Here is a 21467-nt window from a genome sequence, read left to right on the forward strand (position 1 = left end):
ATTATTATTGGAAAAGATATACAGATGGAATTTATTTGACTTTTACTCAGGGACATTCCGCTCGCCATCTTACTAACTTCAAGGAGTGAAACCAGTGAATGCCCGCAAAAAGTCCATTTTCTCATCCATTATTACTGCCCTGTTTCTTTTAACTGGATGTACCACAGAGCAGACTTCCGTTGCTGATGAAAACCAGGAGCTTGTTTTTGAAACACGCAAGCTTCCGATTGCCACTTCCCCTTCGGAAGTGGGCTTGACTGCGTCTGCCACATTGTCAGCAGTCGGAGATATACTCATACACGAACGCGTCTATAAAGATGCCTTAACTGAAGAAGGCTATGATTTCAATCCTATGCTCGAAACAGTGAAACCTTTCATGGAACAAGCGGATATTACCGTTGCCAATTCGGAAAGCATCATTGGAGGAAGCGAAATCGGCCTCTCCACCTATCCTGCTTTCAACAGCCCTTACGAAGTGGGAGATGCTTTAAAGCAGGCAGGCGTTGATGTCGTGACTCTCGCCAATAACCATACACTCGATCGTGGAGTTCCAGCCATTGAAAATGCTGTACGTTATTGGGACCAAATCGGAATGGTCCATGCTGGCTCTTATTTATCCGCTGATGACCGCTCGGAAATCGCTTTGATGACACGAAATGATATCACGTTTTCTTTCTTATCCTATACCTATGGAACGAATGGAATCGAGACACCCGCTGGCAGGGACTATTTAGTTAACCGGATTGATCCGGCTATCATTCAGCAGGATTTGAAGCGCGCACGAGAGAAATCAGATGTGGTCGTTTTAAATCTTCACTTTGGAGTAGAATATCAAAAAATGCCTAATGCCGAACAGATTGAACTGGCACAGTTTGCCGCTGAAAATGGAGCCGATATTATACTCGGGCATCATCCTCACGTGCTGCAGCCCCCTGAATGGATTGACACTGCAGATGGACGCAAAGTGTTCGTGATTTATTCTCTTGGGAATTTCCTGTCTGGCCAAGATGAACCGGACCGTCAAATCGGCGCGATTCTCCATCTTGATATTGAAAAAAAAGTGACGGCTGATTCAACTGCCATCACCATTCAGAATCCAGCTTTTACACCAACATTTGTCCGAAGCTCAAATGAAAAAGGCTATCACGTGGATTTATTGAAAAACGTTGATCCCGCTTTAAACACAGTCACCAAAAATCATCTCTCCACTTGGATCAGCGATCTTCAGTTTATTGAATAAACACATAGAGCCAATAGCTCTATGTGTTTTTTTATAAAAACAAACGGGGTTTGAACTCCTTTATAGTTCGGGTATTTGATATTATCATTAAAAAGGTGGGATGGTTATGCGAATTTCCTGTATGGGCAGCCTGCTCATTTCAATTATTCTCTCGATTATTTTGACGATTTTATTGAACCTGCTGTTTTTTTAGACAAAAAAACAAACCCGCCCTCTTAGTCATGAGAGCGGGTTTGCTGATCAGTTCCTTCGAATTTCGTCCACCAGCTCCTGAAGGCCTTCCTGAAAAACATGATCATTACCGGGGATTTGCTTGATGGTTGCGCTTGGCAGATTTTCCATGTATTTTTCCAAGTGCTTGAAAGGGACCGTGTCATCTCCAATACTGTGGAAAAGAACAACATCCGGCAAAAGTGAATTTCGGGAAACAAAATCTTCCGCCAAAGTAAAATCTTCTAATTGCCAATCTTCATCCTTTCCCCAAAATGGTGCGGCCACCGAAATGAGCTTTGCGAATGACTTGCCCATTTCTTCTTCAGATAAGAATTTCAATAAAGCCGACCCACCGATGGAATGCCCGACCAAAACGGCTCCATCACCCAAAGAAGCAATCTCTTCCTTTAATCTTTTCTTCCAGTTTTCGTACTTTGGGTCTTCCGGGTTTGGCATGGCTGGAGCACGTACTTCATAAGCTGTTCCTAATTCGTTTCGCAAATAGTGCACTAAGCCCCAACTCCCCTCCTGCTCACCTTGAGGGCCGGCGCTGTGAATGAACAAAACCTGCTGCACCATCGCAGCCACCTCCTTATCTTTTCTCCTGTCAGTACATCAAACTGCTCACCCAAAAGATCATTTCACTACTTGTTTCTCCGTTACCCGTTTTTTCAAACATACCTTTCTTGCACCATTCCTGATAAAATAGCGGTAACGAATGGTGCTGGAAATACAAAGTCATAGAAGAAGTATTCGACGAAGCCGCTATAGAGTTCATCTCTGAACTGATCGATCATAGGGAAGGAAAGATTTATCCATTGCCTTCCTCAACGCTTGTCTCGAATATGGCGTCAACCTATGTGCAGCACTCATTAAATAGGAGGTGGAATTGTGATGAAAGGAAAATCATCTGACACAGTGCACGACTTCCCAAGCACCATCGGCAAGCCGGCAAAGCGGGCTTTACTGGCAGCGGGCTATCTACACTTGCAGGATTTGACCTCTGCTACTGAACAGGATTTACTGAAACTGCATGGCTTCGGACCAAAGGCGTTGCGGATTTTGCGCGAGACTCTTGCTGCCCAAGGAAAGAGCTTCAAATCGTGAATGCCAGTTCCCCCTCGCTCTTAAGATTTGAATAAAGGAGAGGTCATTTATGAGGAAATCTGGAAGAATCATTTTATTGATTGTCTTCTTTTTACTCTTGGCCATCGGATTAATCATCTTCTTATTCAACACCTTTACTGCAAGCGGCAGTTCACAGGAAGTTTTTTTCGATGAAGAAATCCGTGACATCACCATCAAGGTTGAAAATGCGAATGTCATCATGCTCTCTTCTGAAAACGAAAGCACCACGATCGAATTGTCCGACAGCAACAATGACTCCAAATTATTGACCCAACTTAAGGGAACGCAGCTTACTGTTGAAGCCAGAAGCAACTCAATTTTTTTTGATTTTGGCTCTTCCAATCCCCCCGTCTTAACGGTCCATATTCCTTTAGCCAACACCACGATTCTCAAAGTCAATAGCGGCGACGGCAATTTGAATCTGGCTGATATCGGTCCCTATGAATTCGAAGCATACACAGCCAATGGAGATATTGCCATACAAAATGTCTATGCCAAATATTTCTCAGCAGAAACAGCGAATGGCTCGATTTTCATGAAAGACAGTGCAGCGCAAGGGATTTCGGCAAACTCTTCAAATGGCGATATCCAACTGGAGAATATAACTTCAGACGTAAATTTAATCGCCCACTCCTCCAATGGCAGCATCGAAATGAAAACTGAAATGCTGAATTCTTCTATCGAGTTTACAACAGATAATGGAGATGTCACTATTCATACAGAAAACAAACCCACGCAAGGTTATGTTGAAGCGAAAGCTTCAAATGGCATGATCGACATTTTCGGTGATGATTCTGGGAACGTGTCATTTGGCGGGGAGTTCCCTAAGCTAAAAGTGGATGTTGTGAATGGTGATATTATCATGGAGTAAAGAATCTTATAGTCCTTTGAATGATGCCAAATTCAAATCAGAAACCCGATGAAAACCGCCGATGAAATCAGTATCGATTTCATCGGCGGTTTTCTGCAAAATCTATAATTGGCGCAGCTTCTCCAAATGCTTAATAGTCGGGGTCAGGTTCGCAAAGAAATAGGCTTCCCGCATCCGTCGAGATGGTGCACTGTCCTGGATATAACCTGCGCTGCCATTGTGCAGCATGCTTGCTTGGACCGCTTCCAATGTTAGATACGCGGTTTCAAGCCGAAGGCCCGCAATGTCTTTCCAGTGTATGTCTTCCTGATTCAGTAACTCGCTTATTTTCCCTTTCAAAAGCATTTCTTTTTGCTGCAGTTCATTCGATTGTGTCTGCAAAAAGCTGTTGCAGCCATTCTGCTTTTTGCTGACTTTATCAATCGATTCGATGGATGCTTGAGTGACTCCAAGGCCAAGCGGAATCTGATACGAGATAAATGCGGGACGTATTTTTTCGACATAGCTTCCCGCATCTTCAGAAACAATCCACGCGTTTGGAATAAAGACATCTTTGAATGAACAGGCATAGGTTGCACTGCCATTCACTGCCAGGTAATTCACTTTTTCCTTCATGCTCAACCCATCAGTTCCACATTGGACTAGACCCATAATTTTCTTGTTGTCGTTCACTTTTGCTACAAAACCCATCCAATGGCCTTCACCAAGGTTTGAAACAGAAGGAAGAATTCCCGAAACGGTATAACCTCCATCTGTCGATTCTGCTTTCAGATGAAGTTTTTCAAGTCCTGCAAAATGCTTCATCGGATTTGACAGTCCTGTCGCTCCAAGCACTTGGCCACTTTCCAATGAAAATAAAAGCCTTTCTTTCAGTTGTATATTTTCCGTATTCCGAAGATATGTTAGAGCAGCAAGATGGCACCAAAGACAAAAAGCGGTTGTCATACATACTCGTGCAACACGTTCCACCAATTCCATTTCATCAAACAAGAGATCCTTCTGTGATTTCCCATCAGATGACAACAAGCCAGCCTGTCCGATTTTCTTCAGAAAACCTTCAGCATAAAAAGCTTCCGTATCGATTTTCTTCACATAAGGCTTTAACTCCTGCTCAATTATCTGTTCAAGCGTTAAAGTGTTTTCCAATCCGCTTTTTACCATCTCAACCAACTCCTGCTGTTTGTTTTTTCTTAGTTTGACTGAATTTCAGTAATAGAATCAATCGGTGTTTTTACTGCTTCACGAGCGCGTTTAACGGCAGCTTCATCCGGAGCATCGTAGAAGCAAAGGCATTTGGACATATCTTCACAGACATAGGTTCTGGAGAATGCCACTTCCGGTACCTCTTCATAGTGGACTGAATTCTTTTTCTTTCTTGCTAAATATTGATCCATTGTCAAATCTTCAGGCAAATTCCATTCCACTAGATAGTTGATGACATCGTTGCCGGATTTTACATCGTCCAATTCTTTACCGACCAAACGTACATCCTTTACTAGTTCTGCAGCGATTCCTTCATTTTTCAATACGTTAACCGCTGTCGACTGGTCAGTGCCTTCAATGATGAAGAATGAACGCGCGAAATCTTTTGATACTTGAACTTCAATCAATTCAGCAGAATTTTGTTTCAACTGTCCCTGTAAAGCAGTCACCTTCTGTTCCAATTCTTCTTTATTCGAAACGACTTCTTTTAATGATGATTCAATAAGATATAATGTCATGCTAATCCCTCTTTTCTTTTTTTTGGAAGATTCTCTCTTCTATTAAGTAATATTATTATACTTAGTTAATTAAATCAACCTTGTTCACTTTTATTTAGCTTATGTTACTATATAAATTAAAGGGGTGCTGAATATGAAAACAAGATACAATTTGCCTTGCAATATCGCCCAATCATTAAATATCATCGGCGATCGCTGGACTTTATTGATTATCCATGAAATTTTAATTGGTCAACAGACCTTCAATAACATTAAGAAATCCTTGGATGGCATATCATCCAATCTTTTATCTGAACGGCTGAGAGAGTTGGAAGAAGAAGGAATAGTCGTTTCCGAACTCTATTCTGCACATCCGCCTCGCTATCAATACTCCCTAACCGAAAAAGGCAAAGAACTGGAGCCTGTTTTTAATGCGCTAGTCGTCTGGGGAAGCAGTAATCTGGAGAAATGCTATAAGACATTGGTAGATCCTGCGACTGGTGAAGAGCTTGAAATCGGCTATTACTCGAAAAAAACAGGTGAACGGGTAGAAACAATTCAGGTCAAGTCAGTTGAATACGAATTGCAACAGAATGGAGAATGATCCTCTCCATTCTGTTTTTATTTTCCATGCCAAAACTAGGAATCAATCAGACGAATTAAATTTACTTATGCGGTAATTCCATATTGTTTACCCACCCACCGCTCCAGCAAGCTGATTAAGCGATCCAGCAAGAACCCACAGACTCCTATAAAAATAATACCTGCCAGCACATAGTCAAGGTTCAGCGTATTCCGAGAATCCACTATCAGAAAACCAAGCCCGGATTGTGCACCAATCATTTCGCCGGCAACAAGGAATATCCAGGCCGTGCCTAGTGCAAGACGCAAACCACTCACCACAGCCGGAAAAGCGGCAGGAAAAATAAATTTATACATCAGCTCCCAATTGCGGATTTCCAAGTTCTCTGCAATTTTCAAATACGAAGGGTTGATTTTTTTCACTCCTGCTACCGTTGAGAGCAGGACTGGAAAGAATGCAGCAATAAAAATAATGGCGATTGCCGGCATATTTCCGATTCCGAACCATAACACAATAAACGGAGACCAAGCGACCGGAGCTACCGGGCGAAGCACTTGGACAATCGGGTCGATAAGCTGCCAAATTTTTGGAGATCTCCCCAAAAACATCCCTAGTAGAATTGCGGGAATCGCAGCCATTAAGTAGCCTGCTGCAAATCTACCCAGGCTTACCTGCAGGTGGACAAAAATGATGCCATCAACAATCAAGTCAATAATTGCATTGCCAACACTCAATGGGGAAGGAAGCAACGCTTCCTGATAATCCCCTATCCAAATCACCGCTTGCCAAATGAATACAAGGATTGCCATTCCAATGGCGAAATTCATAAGCTTCTTCATCACATTCATCTGCTGTCACATCGCTTCATCAATATAAGTATTGTCTACAAAGTCTTCGAAAACAGGAGGATTTTCCATCAATTCCATTTCAAGAACAAAATCACGCAATGTATTATATTCATCTTCTTCAATCCGCAGATTTTCAAATGATATCCAGCCAAGGGAAAGTTCAAGCACTTCTCTTTCCATCTTCATGTATTGGCTAAACGCGCCATAAACCGCTTCATCCTTCTTCTCCGCATGCTCCCCGGACTCTACATATTGGCTAACCAGCGATTGCGTAGCTTTCGGCTGACGTTCCATAAACTCCTGTCTTAACACTAAGACACAGCAATAAGAATCGGCCCATATCTCATCAGAATGGTGAAGCACTTTACCGATTTCATTTTCTACGGCCAAGGCGCCGAAAGGTTCAGCCACTACATAACCGGCTATCCGCTTTTCCGATAATGCAGCCGGCATTTCGGCGGGGGCCATCTCCACTATATTGACATCCTCGAGTGAAAGACCTTCTTTTTTCAACATCTCATACAAAAGAATATTATGGCTCGAGTATGTATGGGGAATTGCAAATGTCTTCCCTTTCAGATCTTTTGCACTTTCAATTTCCTCAGCTGCAATCACGACATTCCCATCTTTATGGCCGAGTGCAACAGCTTTCAAATCAATGCCTTTTTCTTTAGCTTTCATCGCCAGTTCAACCAATACCGATGCCCCGTCTATCCGACCTGTATTTAAAGCATCCATAAGATCTGGCCAGGAATTGAATTTGACCATTTCAATTTCATACTCCCCGTACTTCCCTTCTTCCATATGTTCGTCCATATAAAGAGGCCCGGCGTGCGTAATGGGCAAGTAGCCGATTTTGATAACTGGCTTCTCTACTGCTGCCTGCATCCTTGCTTGCCCACAAGCCGATAAAAAAAACAATAAAGTAACCATTAATAAAGACAAGATGATTTTTCTTTTCTTCACGCATCCACCTCTTCCCTAAATGTTGTATTCAGGAGCTATTAATTCCGTACTCAATTGGAATTCGTCCAGAATTTTTCTTCTGAAATACTGAAAATCAGCATGCGTTCGGCTCCTTGGTTTCATCTGAGTAATTGTAATTTCCTTTTGAATTCTGCCAGGATGTGAACTCATTATGATTACGCGATCTGATAGATACACCGCTTCATCAATATCATGAGTGACAAGAACAATAGTTGTATTCTTCTTCTTTTGGATACGCAGCAACTCTTGCTGAAGGTTATAGCGATTAAACGAATCTAGTGCAGCAAACGGCTCGTCCATTAAAATCACATCAGGTTGAATTGCTAAAGCTCGTGCAATTGCCACCCGCTGCTGCATTCCACCTGACAATTCATGCGGGAACTTATCCAACGAATTCTCAAGGCCGACTAGTTTTAAGGCATCCATGACGCGTGCCCACTTTTCCTTTGGCTTCAATTTCTCACCTTCAAGTCCAAGCTCTACATTCTTCAGCACCGAACGCCAAGGCAATAAATTAATTTGTTGGAAAAGCATTACACACGTCTTGGTCGGTTTTAAAACCGGTTCACCATTATGCCGGATTGATCCTTTGTCTGCTTTTTCAAAGCCTCCGAGGATATTCAACAATGTACTTTTTCCGCATCCGCTTTTCCCGAATAAAGTGACGATTTCTCCTTTCTTCACATGGAATGTTGCCTGTGAAAGGACCTTCACCTGTTTTTCTCCGGAACCGAACGACTTATCAACATTTATTACTTCCATCATAGGAATAGCTATTTTCAACACCTCTTTCTCAATGCAAATAAACCCTATCAACTTAGTATGCTTTAAGTCATCTTAATATACTAAATATAAAAAAACAACCCACTTTTATGATTTGCCAGAAACTTAATCACCCCATTATTCGAAATTTCTTTTTATTCCTCATTCCTTTATACTTAAAAGATCATCAGTTTTTACGATTTCGGATTGCCGAATTTCTGAAACCACTTATTTTCGAGAGGAGAAATGAAATGTCGCGACAATCATATCGAAAAGAAAAAAATCAGCTGATGTACACTCAACAGCACCTTGCCAATGAACGCACTTATCTGGCATGGATCCGGACAGTTATTTCAATTGTCGGCGTCGGTTTTCTGGCTACAAGCCTGCATTTCACGATGGGCGTGACGCGCAATCAATTTGTCGATGTCTTTACCATCGCTCTCGGCATTTTTGCCTGTATTTTCGGGCTCACTGTTATTTTTTCAGCAACACAAAATTATAAAAAGAAACGCCAGCAAATCATCAACGAGACCTTTACACCATCAAATATGCACATCACATTGATTTCATCAATGTTGGCAGTCATGATCATCATGGTCATCATTTATTTCTTTATGATCATGTAGGCTGTCCATTGATGCTTTACAGATTGGCAGCAAAGGAGAACAAATTATGGACCCATTAGATATACTCGAGAACTTAGATAAAGTAAAACCTGCTTTCCAACCGATTGTCAGTGCAGTTAAGCATACTGTTATTGGCTATGAAGTTTTGGGACGGTTCCAAGTTGAGAACGACTGGAGCAGCTTGGGTGATTTTTTTCAAGACAATGATGTTCCGGATGAATACAAAGTAGAAGTCGATCAACATTTATTGAAGTTGGCGATTAGCCAAATGCTCGATTCCGGCAATGAAGGACTGCTATTCATCAACCGCAACGCCAGGCAATTGATGATCAACAATGGGGAAGATTTTTTGAAAACGCTGCAAGCGTTTGTGGAGAAGGGTTTTGCCATGGACCGGATCGTTCTTGAAATCACTGAACATGACTTTGATGAAGACTTTGATCAACTGGCGCATTTATTGATTTACTATAAAACCTACGGCATACAAATTGCCGTTGATCATGTAGGAGCAAAAAGCTCCAATATTGACCGGATCCGCCAACTCAGACCCCACATCTTAAAAATTGATACCAGTTTTGTCCGAAATGTTAATTCAGATGTGTTCCAAGACGTCATTCAGACATTGTCAGTACTGGCACGCCGCATCGGAGCTAAGCTGTCTTATGAAAATATTGAAGACGACTACCAATTGTATTTTGCTTGGAAACACGGCGGCCATTATTACCAGGGGTTCTATTTGGCTAAACCTGATTTTGACTTGCCGATAAACGGTGCCATGTCACTTGATGTGGGAGATAAGATTAAGGCTTTTGTCCAACGGGAAAAATCGATGGTGGAAGGGCGCTATGCTTTTGTAGTGAGCCGTGAAGAAAAAGTAAAAAAATTGATTTCCAACTGGCACGGACCTGAAAAAGCTGATGATTTTATTGAATTGGTCTCCGAGGCTTTCGATGAAGAAAGTTTCCGTTTGTATATCTGCAACAGCGATGGGCAACAAGTGTCATCCAACTTCAGAAAACACAATAAGCAGTGGGGATTTGAACGGAATCAAATTGGATCTCATTGGGCATTCCGCCCTTTCTTCCTGGAAAACACGATGCAGATGAAAACCTGGCATAAAGGGATATTATCGGACATCTATTCGGATATTGAAACAGGTGAAATAATTCGTACATTCAGTTATCCTTTATCAGAGGACTGTTATTTATTCGTTGATATCAGCAATGATTTTTTGTCCGAATCAGACTACCTGCTGTTTCAATAAACGATTTGATATTAATTAGAAAATCATCATAGCAGTTTGTTAGATTTGAAAGAAAGAAGGAGAAAAGAAATGGCACACTCTCTGCAGAATTCTTTAGAGCTGCAAATTTTTTTTGATACCCATAATCAAGAATTTGAAGATAGCCTCTTAATGGAGGCTGTGAACGTCAAAGATAAAATTGAGGAAATTTTATCGATTGGCAACATTGATTTGGTGACGAACGCCCATAAACTGGTTATTTATATTATTGATGGACAGGAAGCAGAACTGGAATTATTCGCAAAACAAGAAGGAATTGCATGGGCAACTCATTCGATTGAACTTTCATTCAAGCTCGAATGGGTGCAAGCCATTCGTCGTACTTTATGGAAATTCATTGAAAAGTTCAATCAGGATGTTCCAGCAGGAAAAGACATGGATTTTTTCCGCATGGAAAAAGATGTTAACACGCGAATCGACTCATTTTTGAATTCTTTTTTCCTGAACTATTCTACATACAAAGACACTTTGTTGAAGGCACATCGCCAATTGGTTGAAAACCTTTCAGTTCCCATCATCCCGATTAACAGTACGGTCTGTATCCTGCCGGTTATCGGTGCAGTCGATGCTCAACGGGCCTCGATTATCGAAGAAAAAGTGTTGACTGAAATAGGAAAACTGCAGATCCAGACATTGATCATCGATTTGTCCGGGATTGCTGAAATGGAAGCGCAGGTCATCCACCACTTGATGAAACTTATCGATGGGACAAGCTTAATGGGGTGCAGCACAATCATCACAGGATTGCGTGCAGAAGTAGTCCGCCAAATGATTCATTCAGGGATGAAATTCGACGAAAAAACGAAAACTGCTGGTACTCTGCAGCAAGCACTGAAAGAATACTTGATTTTCTAGCACTGGTTAAGCTCGGTTTCATTAAAATAAAAACCACCTTTTCTGTAAGCTCGGCTTACAGAAAAGGTGGTTTTTCGTTACATCGGAAGTTTCATGAAGTTATCGTCTTTTCTGAAGTTCCCCATGACTTCCATCGTTTCGCTGATGCTGACAAATGCTTTCGGGTCAATGTTTTTAATCAATGGCCGTACAAAAGCCAATTCATGGCGGCTGATTACGCTATAAAGCACTTTTACTTTTGCCGATGAATAAGCCCCCTCACCATCAACTACGGTGATGCCGCGGTAAAGGTTATCAAGCAACTCTTTTTTGACTGCTTCGCCTTGATTTGTCACTACCATCAAGCTCAGCTTAATGTGGCGGGTATGGACTCGGTCGATCACCAAACCGGTGATGTAGATGGAAGCCATCGTATACATCGCCAATTCCCATGAAAAGATAAATCCAGATACAAAAACCACAGCACTGTTCAAGATAAATACCAAGGTTCCAAGCGGAATATCGCGCTTCATCGACAACAACAATCCAATCACATCAAAACCGCCGGTCGAGCTGTAGAAACGGATGATAAGCCCAATGGCCACTCCTGCCACTACTCCTCCAAAAACGGATGACAGCAATGCATCTTCCGTCAACTTGACTACTGGAATGTACAGCATTGAAACGGATGTCACGACTACAGAAAACAGGCTATTGGCGATGAACGTCTTGCCCAGTTTCATCCAGCCCACAATCAGAATCGGGATATTCAAAATAATCATCCAAATCCCGGCATTCAAAGGCGTCACTAAGCCCAGCATCATCGCAATTCCCGTTACTCCGCCCGCCAGTATTTCGTGGGGCAGCAAAAACATATTAAACGCAAATCCAAGCACTATTGAAGAAATAAAAATAATCATTAATCTCGTCCATTTATTCATGTCCATACTCCATTCTTAAGGATATTCTTAATCATTCTATTTTGTTCAAGCCACAAAAAAAGGCCGTGCAGAGGCACGTCACCTTAAGAGCATTTATTTTTATGTAATCTTACTTTGCAATAAAAACTACGTGAAAAAGATAAATTGTTCTTTTTATAGTGAACCAACGTTTCATATTATAGTAGCTTTATGGATACAAATGCAAGCCTTTCTTCTTTTGGACACGTTCTTTTCACATATTAAAAAAGGACTCGGAATGACAATTCCGAACCCTCTTAGTTAATCCTCTTCTTCCAGCTTGCGTATCGCTTTTTCCAGTTCTTCTTTTTCCTCGCCCGTAATTTCGGGGTACTGCGGATCGATTTGCTCCAAGGTTTTGACCATCACTTCTGATATGATATAGCGTGAAAACCATTCATCGTCGGCAGGAAGGGCATACCACGGCGCATACTCAGTCGACGTATGGTTCAACAGATCTTCGAATATTTCTTGATAGCCGTCCCAATGCTCACGTTCTTTTACATCATTGAACGAAAACTCCCAGTTTTTCTCCGGGTTTTTCATGCGTTCAAGCAAGCGGTTCCGCTGTTCTTCAAAAGACATATTAAAAAAGAACTTCACTACGGGGAAACCGTTCTCCCCCATATAGCGTTCAAAATCCGTAATTTGGCGATAACGGACTGCCCAAATATTCTCGTCAATCAGTTCGTCCGGAAGCGGTGTCTCTCCGAGCAGGTCATGGACCCTTGGTGCAATCACTTCTTCGTAATAGGATCGGTTCAAGACACCGATTTGTCCTCTGGAAGGCATGCCTTCCTTGAAACGCCATAAGTAGTCATGGGCAAGTTCAGTGTCTGATGGTTTTTTAAATGACGTCACTTTCAGTCCCTGTGCCGTCAAGTTCGAAAAGATGTATGTAATGGCTTCATCTTTCCCAGCAGCATCCATCGCCTGTAGCACCACTACAATTCCTTTCTCTTCTTGAGCATGCAGTTTCATATGCAATTCCTTGAGCTTTTCAAGACTTTCCGGAATTAATTTTTCTTTCAGTTCTTCTTCACTGTATTTATCTTTTTCTGTCGTGGGATAATCAGAGAGTTTGATCTTCTTGTCTTTTTTGACTAAGTATTTATCGGTATCCATGGTCATCCTCCTTTGTGCTTTTTGTAGCTTTAGCCTGATTGGCTGTCCCTTTCTTCCATACCCTCATATGTGAAGACTCTAACACACTGATACAGAGGATTCTTAAAACAGAAAAAAGTTTCTTCACCTCCCGCTATCCAAAAAAAGCTGACAAAAAACCGCAACCCTTGAAAGGAGTGCGGTTTACAAAAATCTATTCCATCTCCCCTTCCACGGAAATCTGCCAGTCGATTCCGAAACGATCTGTCAAATTCCCATACAATGGACTCCAAAACGTTTCCTGCAATTCCATGATGACAGTGCCGCCCTCAGCCAACTTGCCGAATACGGTTCTTGCTTCCTCTATGTCGTCATAAAGGATAGTAATTGATACATTGTTTCCTTTTTTGAATGGCATGCCCATTCCGGGAGGCACATCTGAAATCATTAAGGTATTGCCGTCATTAAAATTGATCTGCGCATTCATGACCATGTCTTTTGCTTCTTCCGGCACCTCACCACCACCCATATCAGGGGCTTCGCCGTATGTGGATATTCCAGCCAATTCTCCACCAAGGACCTCCGCATAAAAATGAGTAGCTTCCTGTCCCTCGCCTTCAAAGTTCAGATAGGGAAAAACTTTTGTAATCATTAGAGTTCCACTCTCCAAAAATCAGATTTTATTCGGATGGCTGAAGCTTAGCCAGATAGGCTTCAAGTCGGTCATAAGTTTGGGCCATGCCCTCTACAGCCTGCATATCGATTACCTTTTGCAATTCTTCTTTTGAATCGAACTTCGTGCTGGAACTAACTGTGCATCCAGGTCCATCGGAAGAAAAAACCATCGTAATCAGCATTTTCGGCATACCATCAACTTCGTTTCCCTGCTCATCGGAAAAAGCATCGGTATAAACCAATTTGTTCGGCGGGTCGACTTCTTGGTAAATGGATTTCCCCCAGGCTTCCTGTCCATCCGGCGAGCGCATACAATAATGCCAGATGCCGCCTGGTTTGACATCCATTTTATAAACAGCTGTTTCCCAATCAAACGGTCCCCACCAACGAACAAGATGATCAGGTTCTGTAAACATTGAAAACACCAGATCTTTTGGCGCGTCAAACGATCTTTCCATCAAAAGTGCCAACCCCTCAACTCTTGAAGAAACCTTATTTGCAGACATGGTAAATCCTCCTTGTTTGTACTTGCTCCCTTGGCTCTGCGGCAACAGAAACTCGGGCTGCCTCCTTTCTTATTTTCTATCCCCGTTGCGAATTTCATTTGAACAGGCGAAAAATACTGCCGGTAATCGAATCAGTTAAAACTTAATGATGATCCGTGAAGATTCGCCTTTTGCCAAAATATCGAATCCTTTATTCACTTCATCCAAAGTGATAAAGTCCGTGATTAATTTATCGACAGGCAGCCGGTCTTCCTGAAACAGATTCATATAACGCGGAATATCCCGGCTCGGCACACAGCTTCCCAGATAGGATCCCTTCAATGTGCGCTCTTCAGCGGTCAGCGACACATATGGAAATGAAAATTGGTGTTCCGGATGAGGCAAACCGGTTGTTACAGTAGTTCCCCCTCGTTTGGTTATCCCATATGCGACTTCCATTGCCGGTACGGCACCCGCTGTTTCAAAAGCATAATCCAAGCCCCCGCCTGTCGCTTGCCGTATCTGTTCAATGACATTTGGGTCTTTGGAATTGAAGACATCGGTAGCCCCTAATTCTTTTGCTTGCTTCAACTTGGTTTCGTTGATATCCACCGCGACAATCCGGCTCGCCCCAGCAGCGATGGCCCCCAGCAGTGCGCTCAGCCCTACCCCACCAAGTCCGACCACTGCGACTGTGCTGCCCAATTTAATACTTGCAGTATTCACTACTGCACCAACTCCTGTTATGACAGCACAACCAAACAATGCCGCTTTTTCAAAAGGGATGTCTTTGCTTATTTTAATGATGGAATTTCTTGAAACCACCGCGTATTCCGAAAATGCAGAGACGCCTAGATGGTGGTTGATGGTTTCGGATTCCTTATGAAGACGCTGCCCGCCACCCAGCAATGTCCCAGCTGTATTGGCAGCGGCCCCTCGCTCACATAAAGCTGGGCGTCCTTCCCGGCATGGTCCGCATTGTCCGCAGCTTGGAACAAAGACGCAGACAACATGATCTCCCGGCTCCAAATCCGTAACTTCTTGCCCTATGTCAACGACCACTCCTGCCGCTTCATGGCCCAGCGCCATCGGTACCGGCCGTGGCCGGCTGCCATTCATCACCGATAAATCGGAATGGCACAAGCTGGCCGCCTTTATTTGAATCAATACTTCGTCTTTTTCCGGTGAATCCAATTCCAATGTTTCAATCTTTATTGGCTGGCTCTCCTCATAAGGGACAGATGCCCCAATTTCACGCAGTACCGCTGATTTCACTTGCATATTGCCACCCTCTCCTCCGCCAAATTTTCCAAACTCATTGCTGTTTCAATTGCATACTGACTAATTTTAATTCTGTCATGTCTTCAATAGCACGATACGTCTCTTTTCGTCTCATGCCTCTATTGTTTACACCACCATATGGCATTTGATCATAACGGTTAACTGCCACTTCGTTGATCCAGACTGCCTCCCTCCCCAGAACATCAGCCACACGCACCGCCTTCTTGATGTCTGCTGTGAATACGGCTGCATATCTGTCTAAGTTCAACTCCGTGATACCAGTCAGGGCTTGTTCTTCTTTATCGAAAGGCATGACACTGACAACCGGCGCCAGCATCTGTTTACTGACGACTTTCATACGGATTGTCGCATGACTGATAAGGGTCGGTTCCATCAAAGCTTCACGCCGGTTCCCTCCGGTTAAAAGAGTCGCACCTTGTTCAATAGCTTCCCTCACCCAAGACATCGCTTTTTCAGCGGATTCTTTGGTGATCATCGGGCCTATATCAGTTAATTCATCCAGTGGATCACCAATTTTAAGCGTTTTCATTTTGGAAGACAGCTTATCCAAAAATTCCATATAGACAATCTCCTGTACGTAAACCCGTTGAGTGGATACAAAGGATTGTCCGGCAAACCTAAATCCGCCAATGACGACTGCATTGACCGCCGTATCCAAATCAGCATCATCAAAGATGACATTCACGACTTTCGATTCCGTCTCCAGTTTCAACTTTTTCCGCTTCACCATTTCCTTCACTTTCCAACCCGTCTCATCTTTCCCGGTAAAAAACACTTTTTTTACTTTCGGATGAGTCACCAATGCTTGAGTTAGGTCCTCTCCCACCCCCAGAACGATGGTGAAAGCTCCCTTCGGCAATCCGGCCTTTTCGAATAACCGGTACAGATATACGGAAGAACGTGCCGTTTTTAATGAAGGCCTAAAGACTACTGTATTTCCTGCTGCTATTGCTGGCGCTATATGATAAAGCACAAGGTTGAGCGGAAGATTAAACGGCATGACAATGACCACTGTTCCGATTGAAACCCGCTTCGACATGCCGAGTCGGCTTTCTGCACCTCCCGAACTTCCCAAAGGAATCAATTCTCTGTAGATTGACTGTGCTCCTGTCGAAGAAAAAAGCAGCACTTGAATGGCACGTTCCACTTCCTGACGGCTTTCTTTAACGGTCTTGCCAGTTTCGTTTGACAGGAGATGTATAAATTCATCACTTTCAGCCTGCAGATATTCGGCTGTTTTCTTCAATATTTCAGCCCGCAGATGAGCAGGCACTTTCTTTATATTCATACTGTATGCACGATGAGCGCCTGCCACTGCATTCCTTGCATCCTCAGGTGTAGCACAGATAATCTTGGAAATGATTTCATGGGTGAACGGATTAACGCCCATCAATTTACTGCGGCCATCTTCAGGCAATTCCATACCGTTTATGATGGAAGAAAGACGGTTATTTCCAGTTTCAGCCATTGTGGCTCCTCCTTTCTTCGTTCCATCAAACTTCGCCTTTATTCCCAAGAACAATTTTCATTTTTAAGGTCTTGTTACTTAATATAGCATGCCCTTTTGTATAATTGTCAATATTCTGTCAATATTTTTTGCAACAAAAAACCTTTCCTGATAATAAAATAAGGAAAGGTTTTTCTGTTTGTATTGATGCTAAATCGCATTTATAGAAATCGATGAAAAGTCATCGTCTGTCATAAGAAATTTATGGGAGTTCATCAAAATTTCCTTGAGTGAATCTGAAACCCTTGGCGCATCGTAGGCACATACCGAAACGGCCTTGATTTGAGGAACAAGCTGATCCACAGCACTTTCATATTCCTTGATCTTCTGTTTAATCTCCGTTTCATCCCGCCACTCGACGTGCCCCCATGTACGGAAGCTCAAATTTTCTTCCATAAAAGGGCTGACCAAATCTGAAAAATAAGCAAGAATAGTAGGAGGATGAAAGTTCCCCTTCCGCCAATAAAAGGTGAAATTATTGACGAAATGAATATTCTTTAGCTGTTCTTCTGAAACGAGGTCCTTCACACGCTTAAAGATGATCGGATACAAACGTTCGCTTTCGACGAATAGAACCTGATCTCCATGTTCAATTCCTGAAACGATATAAGAAACAGCATTATCAATGTACCGCTCCAGTTCTTCCACATAATAAAAAATATGGACACCTTCAGACTTTTTTAAAATGTCCTGAATATCTGCAATTTCTTTTTTCAAATGGCTGGTCTCCTTTTAATCAACAAGTCATTAATGGTCCAAATTCCTTTTTTACTCTATTAACTATACACAAGTATAAGGGCAAAAGATAATACAACGCTGTACTTGCTGCTAAGCAGTACTGCTGCTGCTTCATCTCAAGACGCTTCCACCTGAGATTTTAACCGATTCACCCACGATATTCCGGGCAGCATCCGTCAGTAAAAAAGCGATGGTATTAGCGACTTCCAAAGCAGTCGACAAGCGTCCAGAGGGAATCGACTTTTCAGCCAGCTCCAATTCTTCCGTAAAGCTGGTTTGATTTCTTTCCGCTTTTCTGCGCAGGCTATTTCGCGCCATTTCAGTATCCACATACCCTGGGCAGACAGCATTGACACGAATGCCGTATTCAATGGCTTCTACCGCCATCGATTGGGTCCAGCCGACAACCGCAAATTTGCTGGCTGAATAAGCCGTGTTGGCGTAGGTCCCCCTCAGTCCCGATAAGGAAGCCAAATTGACGATGTCCCCTTCTTTACGTTCCATCATCTTCCGGTATACCTCTTGCGTCAGCAGGAACGTCGATACGAAGTTCAAGTTCATCATATCGGCAAGAAATGCCTCATCAATGTCTTCCACGACTTTTCCTCCCGAAACGCCGGCTGAATTCACCAGCCCATTGATGAAGCCAAGTTCACTTTCTGCTCGTTCAATCAGGCGCAACCGGTCTTCCGGTTTGGTCAAATCCGCTTCCACCACACAAATCCGATCAGCTGACACCTGATCGAGAAGTTCCATCTCTAACTCTTTCAGCTTATCTCTATTCCGGCCCGTAATGGTGATGCGCGCACCCATCCCGGCCAATATGCGAGCTGTTTCCATGCCGATGCCTCCAGTGGCCCCGGTAATCAATACGTGTTTATGCGCTAATGCTTCCGTTGAAAAAACAGTCATGCCGGCAACCTCCTTTAGAATATGTCTTTTCTTTTCCCGCTCGCTCGCGTTCCTCAAACATACGGCCCTCTGCAAGCTTCTCATTTCCTGAACTCGGCAGGCCTCACGCATGCACGCTACGGTTTTTTCCGTATATAATACAAGTAGTATTTTCAACATGAGCAAGGGGTGCCCATACATGGAAAAATTAATTCGCCAGCTGGACCTGGAAGATCTGCATTACCTGGAAAAAATGAAGACTGGAATAGAAGATGACTACATTCTCCGGGTATACAACCGCATAGCCGGAGGCTCCAGCCGCCTATTCGGCCTGTTCCAAGATGGCCAGCTTGCCAGCATTGGGGGATACACAATTTTCGCCGATCAATACGCTATGCTCGGCCGAATGCGGAGTGATCTGCGCTACCGCGGCAATAATCTATCCACACAATTGATGGCCCATATCATGAAAGAGGTTTTGTCCCTGCCTGCTGTGCAATGGGTGGGTGCGAATACACAAGTGGAAAACGGCTCTGCCCGTCGCGTCATGGACAAATTGGGGCTCACAGAAGTGTCTACGCTCTACAGTGCTGTTTCCTCGAATGTTGCTTCACTTGCAGCCTGTGATGCTGTTTGGCAGGAACTCTCAGACCTCACACAGAAGCAAGAGTGGATCAATCAGCTATATATTCAAACTGGGGAAGTATTCCCTTATGAGTGCTACTACACGTTCCCAGCTTCTCAAGCCTTGTTTGCTGATGCCGATTTGTCCCAATGGGCATTTTTTGAAAATCAGGATAAGAGCCGTGTGTTGATTGCCAAAAAGGATTATAAACGGAATTATTACCTGCATGCCGTCTATCCATGGGATGACCTCATGGAACAGCCTGGGCTTTGGGAAACCATTTCAACAGCGCAGCATCGCTTAAGCGAAAAAGTGAAATCCGAAACATTGATCTGGATGGATCTAACCCCTGATCAAGTCAGCAGTTTGCCGGCACATCATCCCTTTGACCTCCCATCTCCCTGGATATTGTATGGAACTAACCGCAGCAATCGGCTGTAGGCTTGGAGCCTGCTCGAGGATAGAATAAAAATAAAAGCGAGCCATACCCTCTTCAATGTCAAAAGAGGGTGGCTCGCTTTATTTGCATAAGAGCAGGAAAGGAAAAACTAAACGCCTTCTGTCAATTCGTTTTCGCGATCGATTCGTTGCTGTTTTATTTTCAACTGCTGCATTTCATCTTCTGTTAAAAATTGAACTTTATAGCCGATTATAGCCATGACGATGCCGATGATCGGTACTGCGTAATTCAGCACCGCATAGGGAGCATACGCAAATGGACTGACCGATAAAGTGGCAAGTATGAAGACCCCGCAAGTATTCCAGGGGATAAATGGTGAAGTCAATGTTCCTCCGTCTTCAAGGGCCCGTGAAAGGTTTTTCGAATGCAGGCCTTTGTCCTGGAAAGCTGTAGCATACATTCTTCCCGGCAACAGGATGGAAATGTACTGCTCGGAAGCAGTAGCGTTTGTGAAGAATGCGGAAACGATTGTCGCTGCAATCAGACTGCCGGCTGATTTGGCTACTTTCAGAATTTGTTTAACAATGGCTTTCAGCATGCCGGTATGTTCCAGCACACCGCCAAAGACCATGGCAAAAATCGTCAGCGAAACCGTGAACATCATAGAAGCGATGCCGCCGCGGTTAAACAACTCGTCAACCATTTCATTGCCCGAAGCAATGGCAAAACCGTCGTGAAGTGTATTGACAGCCTCTCCGATATTTCCGCCTTGCACAAAAATCTGGCAAATGAAACCTAGGAATACTCCGACCACCAATGCTGGCAAAGCCGGTACTTTCAACGCCACTAATACAACAATCGCCGCAGGAACCAGCAATAGCCAGGGGGATATAACAAAATTGCTGTTCAATGCCGACAAGATGTTCTGGATATTGCCTTCATCAATAGCCGCTCCTGCAAATTGGCGGCCAAGGAAAAAGTACACCACCAATGCAATAACCAATCCTGGAATTGTTGTATACATCATATGTTTGATGTGTTCGAATAAATTGGTGTCGGTAATGCCCGCCGCCAGATTTGTGGTATCCGATAAAGGCGACATTTTGTCTCCAAAGTAAGAACCGGATATCACGGCTCCCGCTACCATGGCAACCGGGATCCCCATGCTCGCGCCAATTCCCATGCCAGCAACACCGATAGTTCCCATTGTGGACCAGGAACTTCCGATGGCAAGTGCCACGATGGCGCAAATGATGCAGATCGTCATCAAAAATAATGAAGGCGTGATGATCTGCAGACCATAATAAATCATGGTAGCGATAATCCCACCGCCAATCCAAGATGCGATGATCATGCCCACCACGATGATGATGAGCACTGCGGGCAAAGCAAGACGGATTCCTTTATATGCGCCTTCTTCGATGGTTTCCCATTTATAACCGATGCGCCAGGCGATGAGCCCTGCAATCACTGTTCCAACAGCCAACGGAATATGCGGACTGCCTTCGAATACGATAATGGTGACGGCCATTAATGCAATCATGGCCACTAACGGAATAAGTGCCAATAAAAAAGGTGTTTCGATCTCTTGGTGTTTTTTCTTCATTTTATGTATTCCCCTTACTGTATGTTGTATGTTTTTATATTACAGCAAAATTTGAAATAATCTATCTATATTTTAAA

23 protein-coding genes are annotated in these 21467 nt (G+C 43.3%); 8 read left to right on the forward strand and 15 right to left on the reverse strand.

Annotated features, from left to right (window positions below):
- Nucleotides 1–94: 94 nt before the first annotated feature.
- Complete coding sequence (locus QMA01_RS13825; protein ID WP_290215229.1) at nucleotides 95–1240, forward strand: CapA family protein; 1146 nt, start codon at nucleotides 95–97, stop codon at nucleotides 1238–1240.
- 240 nt (nucleotides 1241–1480) lie between these two features.
- On the opposite strand, the gene QMA01_RS13830 is transcribed toward QMA01_RS13825, so the two are convergent.
- Entirely contained in the window at nucleotides 1481–2032 is a 552-nt protein-coding gene (locus tag QMA01_RS13830) for an alpha/beta hydrolase (protein ID WP_191716150.1), read from the reverse strand.
- Nucleotides 2033–2347: 315 nt separating this feature from the next.
- Here QMA01_RS13830 and QMA01_RS13835 point away from each other — a divergent pair, with 315 nt between their 5' ends.
- A complete protein-coding gene (locus tag QMA01_RS13835; protein WP_191716455.1) occupies nucleotides 2348–2560 on the forward strand; it encodes a helix-hairpin-helix domain-containing protein in 213 nt (70 codons plus the stop codon).
- A 49-nt stretch (nucleotides 2561–2609) separates the two neighbouring features.
- The gene (locus tag QMA01_RS13840; RefSeq protein ID WP_290215230.1) at nucleotides 2610–3452 is read left to right on the forward strand and encodes a DUF4097 family beta strand repeat-containing protein; all 843 of its coding nucleotides are present in this window, start codon (nucleotides 2610–2612) and stop codon (nucleotides 3450–3452) included.
- Nucleotides 3453–3554: 102 nt separating this feature from the next.
- On the opposite strand, the gene QMA01_RS13845 is transcribed toward QMA01_RS13840, so the two are convergent.
- Nucleotides 3555–4613, reverse strand: a complete 1059-nt coding sequence (locus tag QMA01_RS13845) for an acyl-CoA dehydrogenase family protein (RefSeq protein WP_290185703.1) — start codon at nucleotides 4611–4613, stop codon at nucleotides 3555–3557.
- A 29-nt stretch (nucleotides 4614–4642) separates the two neighbouring features.
- Entirely contained in the window at nucleotides 4643–5173 is a 531-nt protein-coding gene (locus QMA01_RS13850; RefSeq protein WP_191716153.1) for a DUF4242 domain-containing protein, read from the reverse strand.
- Between the two features lie 133 nt (nucleotides 5174–5306).
- Between QMA01_RS13850 and QMA01_RS13855 the strand changes: the two genes are divergently transcribed.
- The gene (locus QMA01_RS13855) at nucleotides 5307–5756 is read left to right on the forward strand and encodes a winged helix-turn-helix transcriptional regulator (protein ID WP_191716154.1); all 450 of its coding nucleotides are present in this window, start codon (nucleotides 5307–5309) and stop codon (nucleotides 5754–5756) included.
- 65 nt (nucleotides 5757–5821) lie between these two features.
- Here the strand turns inward: QMA01_RS13855 and QMA01_RS13860 are convergent, their stop codons facing one another.
- Genes QMA01_RS13860 through QMA01_RS13870 form a run of 3 tightly spaced genes read right to left on the reverse strand, consistent with a single transcriptional unit; the run spans nucleotide 5822 to nucleotide 8347 of the window.
- Nucleotides 5822–6583 carry an ABC transporter permease gene (locus QMA01_RS13860; RefSeq protein WP_191716155.1) on the reverse strand — a complete coding sequence of 254 codons (762 nt, stop codon included), beginning with the start codon at nucleotides 6581–6583 and terminating at the stop codon, nucleotides 5822–5824.
- Nucleotides 6584–6589: 6 nt separating this feature from the next.
- Nucleotides 6590–7549 carry an ABC transporter substrate-binding protein gene (locus QMA01_RS13865; protein ID WP_290215231.1) on the reverse strand — a complete coding sequence of 320 codons (960 nt, stop codon included), beginning with the start codon at nucleotides 7547–7549 and terminating at the stop codon, nucleotides 6590–6592.
- 15 nt (nucleotides 7550–7564) lie between these two features.
- Nucleotides 7565–8347: an ABC transporter ATP-binding protein gene (locus QMA01_RS13870; RefSeq protein WP_191716457.1), complete on the reverse strand. Its 783-nt coding sequence runs from the start codon at nucleotides 8345–8347 to the stop codon at nucleotides 7565–7567.
- Nucleotides 8348–8583: 236 nt separating this feature from the next.
- Here QMA01_RS13870 and QMA01_RS13875 point away from each other — a divergent pair, with 236 nt between their 5' ends.
- The 3 genes from QMA01_RS13875 to QMA01_RS13885 all read left to right on the forward strand — a co-directional run bounded on the left by QMA01_RS13875 (nucleotide 8584) and on the right by QMA01_RS13885 (nucleotide 11119).
- Nucleotides 8584–8961, forward strand: a complete 378-nt coding sequence (locus tag QMA01_RS13875) for a YidH family protein (protein WP_191716156.1) — start codon at nucleotides 8584–8586, stop codon at nucleotides 8959–8961.
- A 46-nt stretch (nucleotides 8962–9007) separates the two neighbouring features.
- Nucleotides 9008–10225, forward strand: coding sequence for an EAL domain-containing protein (locus QMA01_RS13880; protein WP_290215232.1), 1218 nt, complete (start codon nucleotides 9008–9010; stop codon nucleotides 10223–10225).
- A 69-nt stretch (nucleotides 10226–10294) separates the two neighbouring features.
- Nucleotides 10295–11119: an STAS domain-containing protein gene (locus QMA01_RS13885; RefSeq protein ID WP_290185696.1), complete on the forward strand. Its 825-nt coding sequence runs from the start codon at nucleotides 10295–10297 to the stop codon at nucleotides 11117–11119.
- Nucleotides 11120–11196: 77 nt separating this feature from the next.
- Here QMA01_RS13885 and QMA01_RS13890 read toward each other — a convergent pair whose 3' ends face one another.
- The 8 genes from QMA01_RS13890 to QMA01_RS13925 form a co-directional block, all read right to left on the reverse strand.
- The gene (locus QMA01_RS13890) at nucleotides 11197–12039 is read right to left on the reverse strand and encodes a YitT family protein (protein ID WP_191716159.1); all 843 of its coding nucleotides are present in this window, start codon (nucleotides 12037–12039) and stop codon (nucleotides 11197–11199) included.
- Between the two features lie 279 nt (nucleotides 12040–12318).
- Nucleotides 12319–13182, reverse strand: coding sequence for a PPK2 family polyphosphate kinase (locus tag QMA01_RS13895; RefSeq protein ID WP_191716160.1), 864 nt, complete (start codon nucleotides 13180–13182; stop codon nucleotides 12319–12321).
- Nucleotides 13183–13375: 193 nt separating this feature from the next.
- A complete protein-coding gene (locus tag QMA01_RS13900; protein WP_191716161.1) occupies nucleotides 13376–13813 on the reverse strand; it encodes a VOC family protein in 438 nt (145 codons plus the stop codon).
- Nucleotides 13814–13841: 28 nt separating this feature from the next.
- On the reverse strand, nucleotides 13842–14342 hold the full coding sequence (locus QMA01_RS13905; protein WP_290215233.1) for an SRPBCC domain-containing protein: 501 nt from the start codon (nucleotides 14340–14342) through the stop codon (nucleotides 13842–13844).
- A gap of 135 nt (nucleotides 14343–14477) precedes the next feature.
- Nucleotides 14478–15602: a zinc-dependent alcohol dehydrogenase family protein gene (locus tag QMA01_RS13910; protein WP_290215234.1), complete on the reverse strand. Its 1125-nt coding sequence runs from the start codon at nucleotides 15600–15602 to the stop codon at nucleotides 14478–14480.
- A 34-nt stretch (nucleotides 15603–15636) separates the two neighbouring features.
- Nucleotides 15637–17091 carry an aldehyde dehydrogenase family protein gene (locus QMA01_RS13915; protein ID WP_290215235.1) on the reverse strand — a complete coding sequence of 485 codons (1455 nt, stop codon included), beginning with the start codon at nucleotides 17089–17091 and terminating at the stop codon, nucleotides 15637–15639.
- A 189-nt stretch (nucleotides 17092–17280) separates the two neighbouring features.
- Nucleotides 17281–17847 carry an MEDS domain-containing protein gene (locus QMA01_RS13920; RefSeq protein WP_191716165.1) on the reverse strand — a complete coding sequence of 189 codons (567 nt, stop codon included), beginning with the start codon at nucleotides 17845–17847 and terminating at the stop codon, nucleotides 17281–17283.
- 132 nt (nucleotides 17848–17979) lie between these two features.
- The gene (locus tag QMA01_RS13925) at nucleotides 17980–18780 is read right to left on the reverse strand and encodes an SDR family NAD(P)-dependent oxidoreductase (protein WP_290215236.1); all 801 of its coding nucleotides are present in this window, start codon (nucleotides 18778–18780) and stop codon (nucleotides 17980–17982) included.
- 178 nt (nucleotides 18781–18958) lie between these two features.
- Here QMA01_RS13925 and QMA01_RS13930 point away from each other — a divergent pair, with 178 nt between their 5' ends.
- Nucleotides 18959–19825 carry a GNAT family N-acetyltransferase gene (locus tag QMA01_RS13930; RefSeq protein WP_290215237.1) on the forward strand — a complete coding sequence of 289 codons (867 nt, stop codon included), beginning with the start codon at nucleotides 18959–18961 and terminating at the stop codon, nucleotides 19823–19825.
- A 107-nt stretch (nucleotides 19826–19932) separates the two neighbouring features.
- On the opposite strand, the gene nhaC is transcribed toward QMA01_RS13930, so the two are convergent.
- Nucleotides 19933–21390 carry a Na+/H+ antiporter NhaC gene (nhaC, locus tag QMA01_RS13935; RefSeq protein ID WP_191716168.1) on the reverse strand — a complete coding sequence of 486 codons (1458 nt, stop codon included), beginning with the start codon at nucleotides 21388–21390 and terminating at the stop codon, nucleotides 19933–19935.
- Nucleotides 21391–21467 lie beyond the last annotated feature (77 nt).

The sequence above is a fragment of the Planococcus notacanthi genome, assembly GCF_030407825.1.
Lineage (GTDB): Bacteria > Bacillota > Bacilli > Bacillales_A > Planococcaceae > Planococcus > Planococcus notacanthi.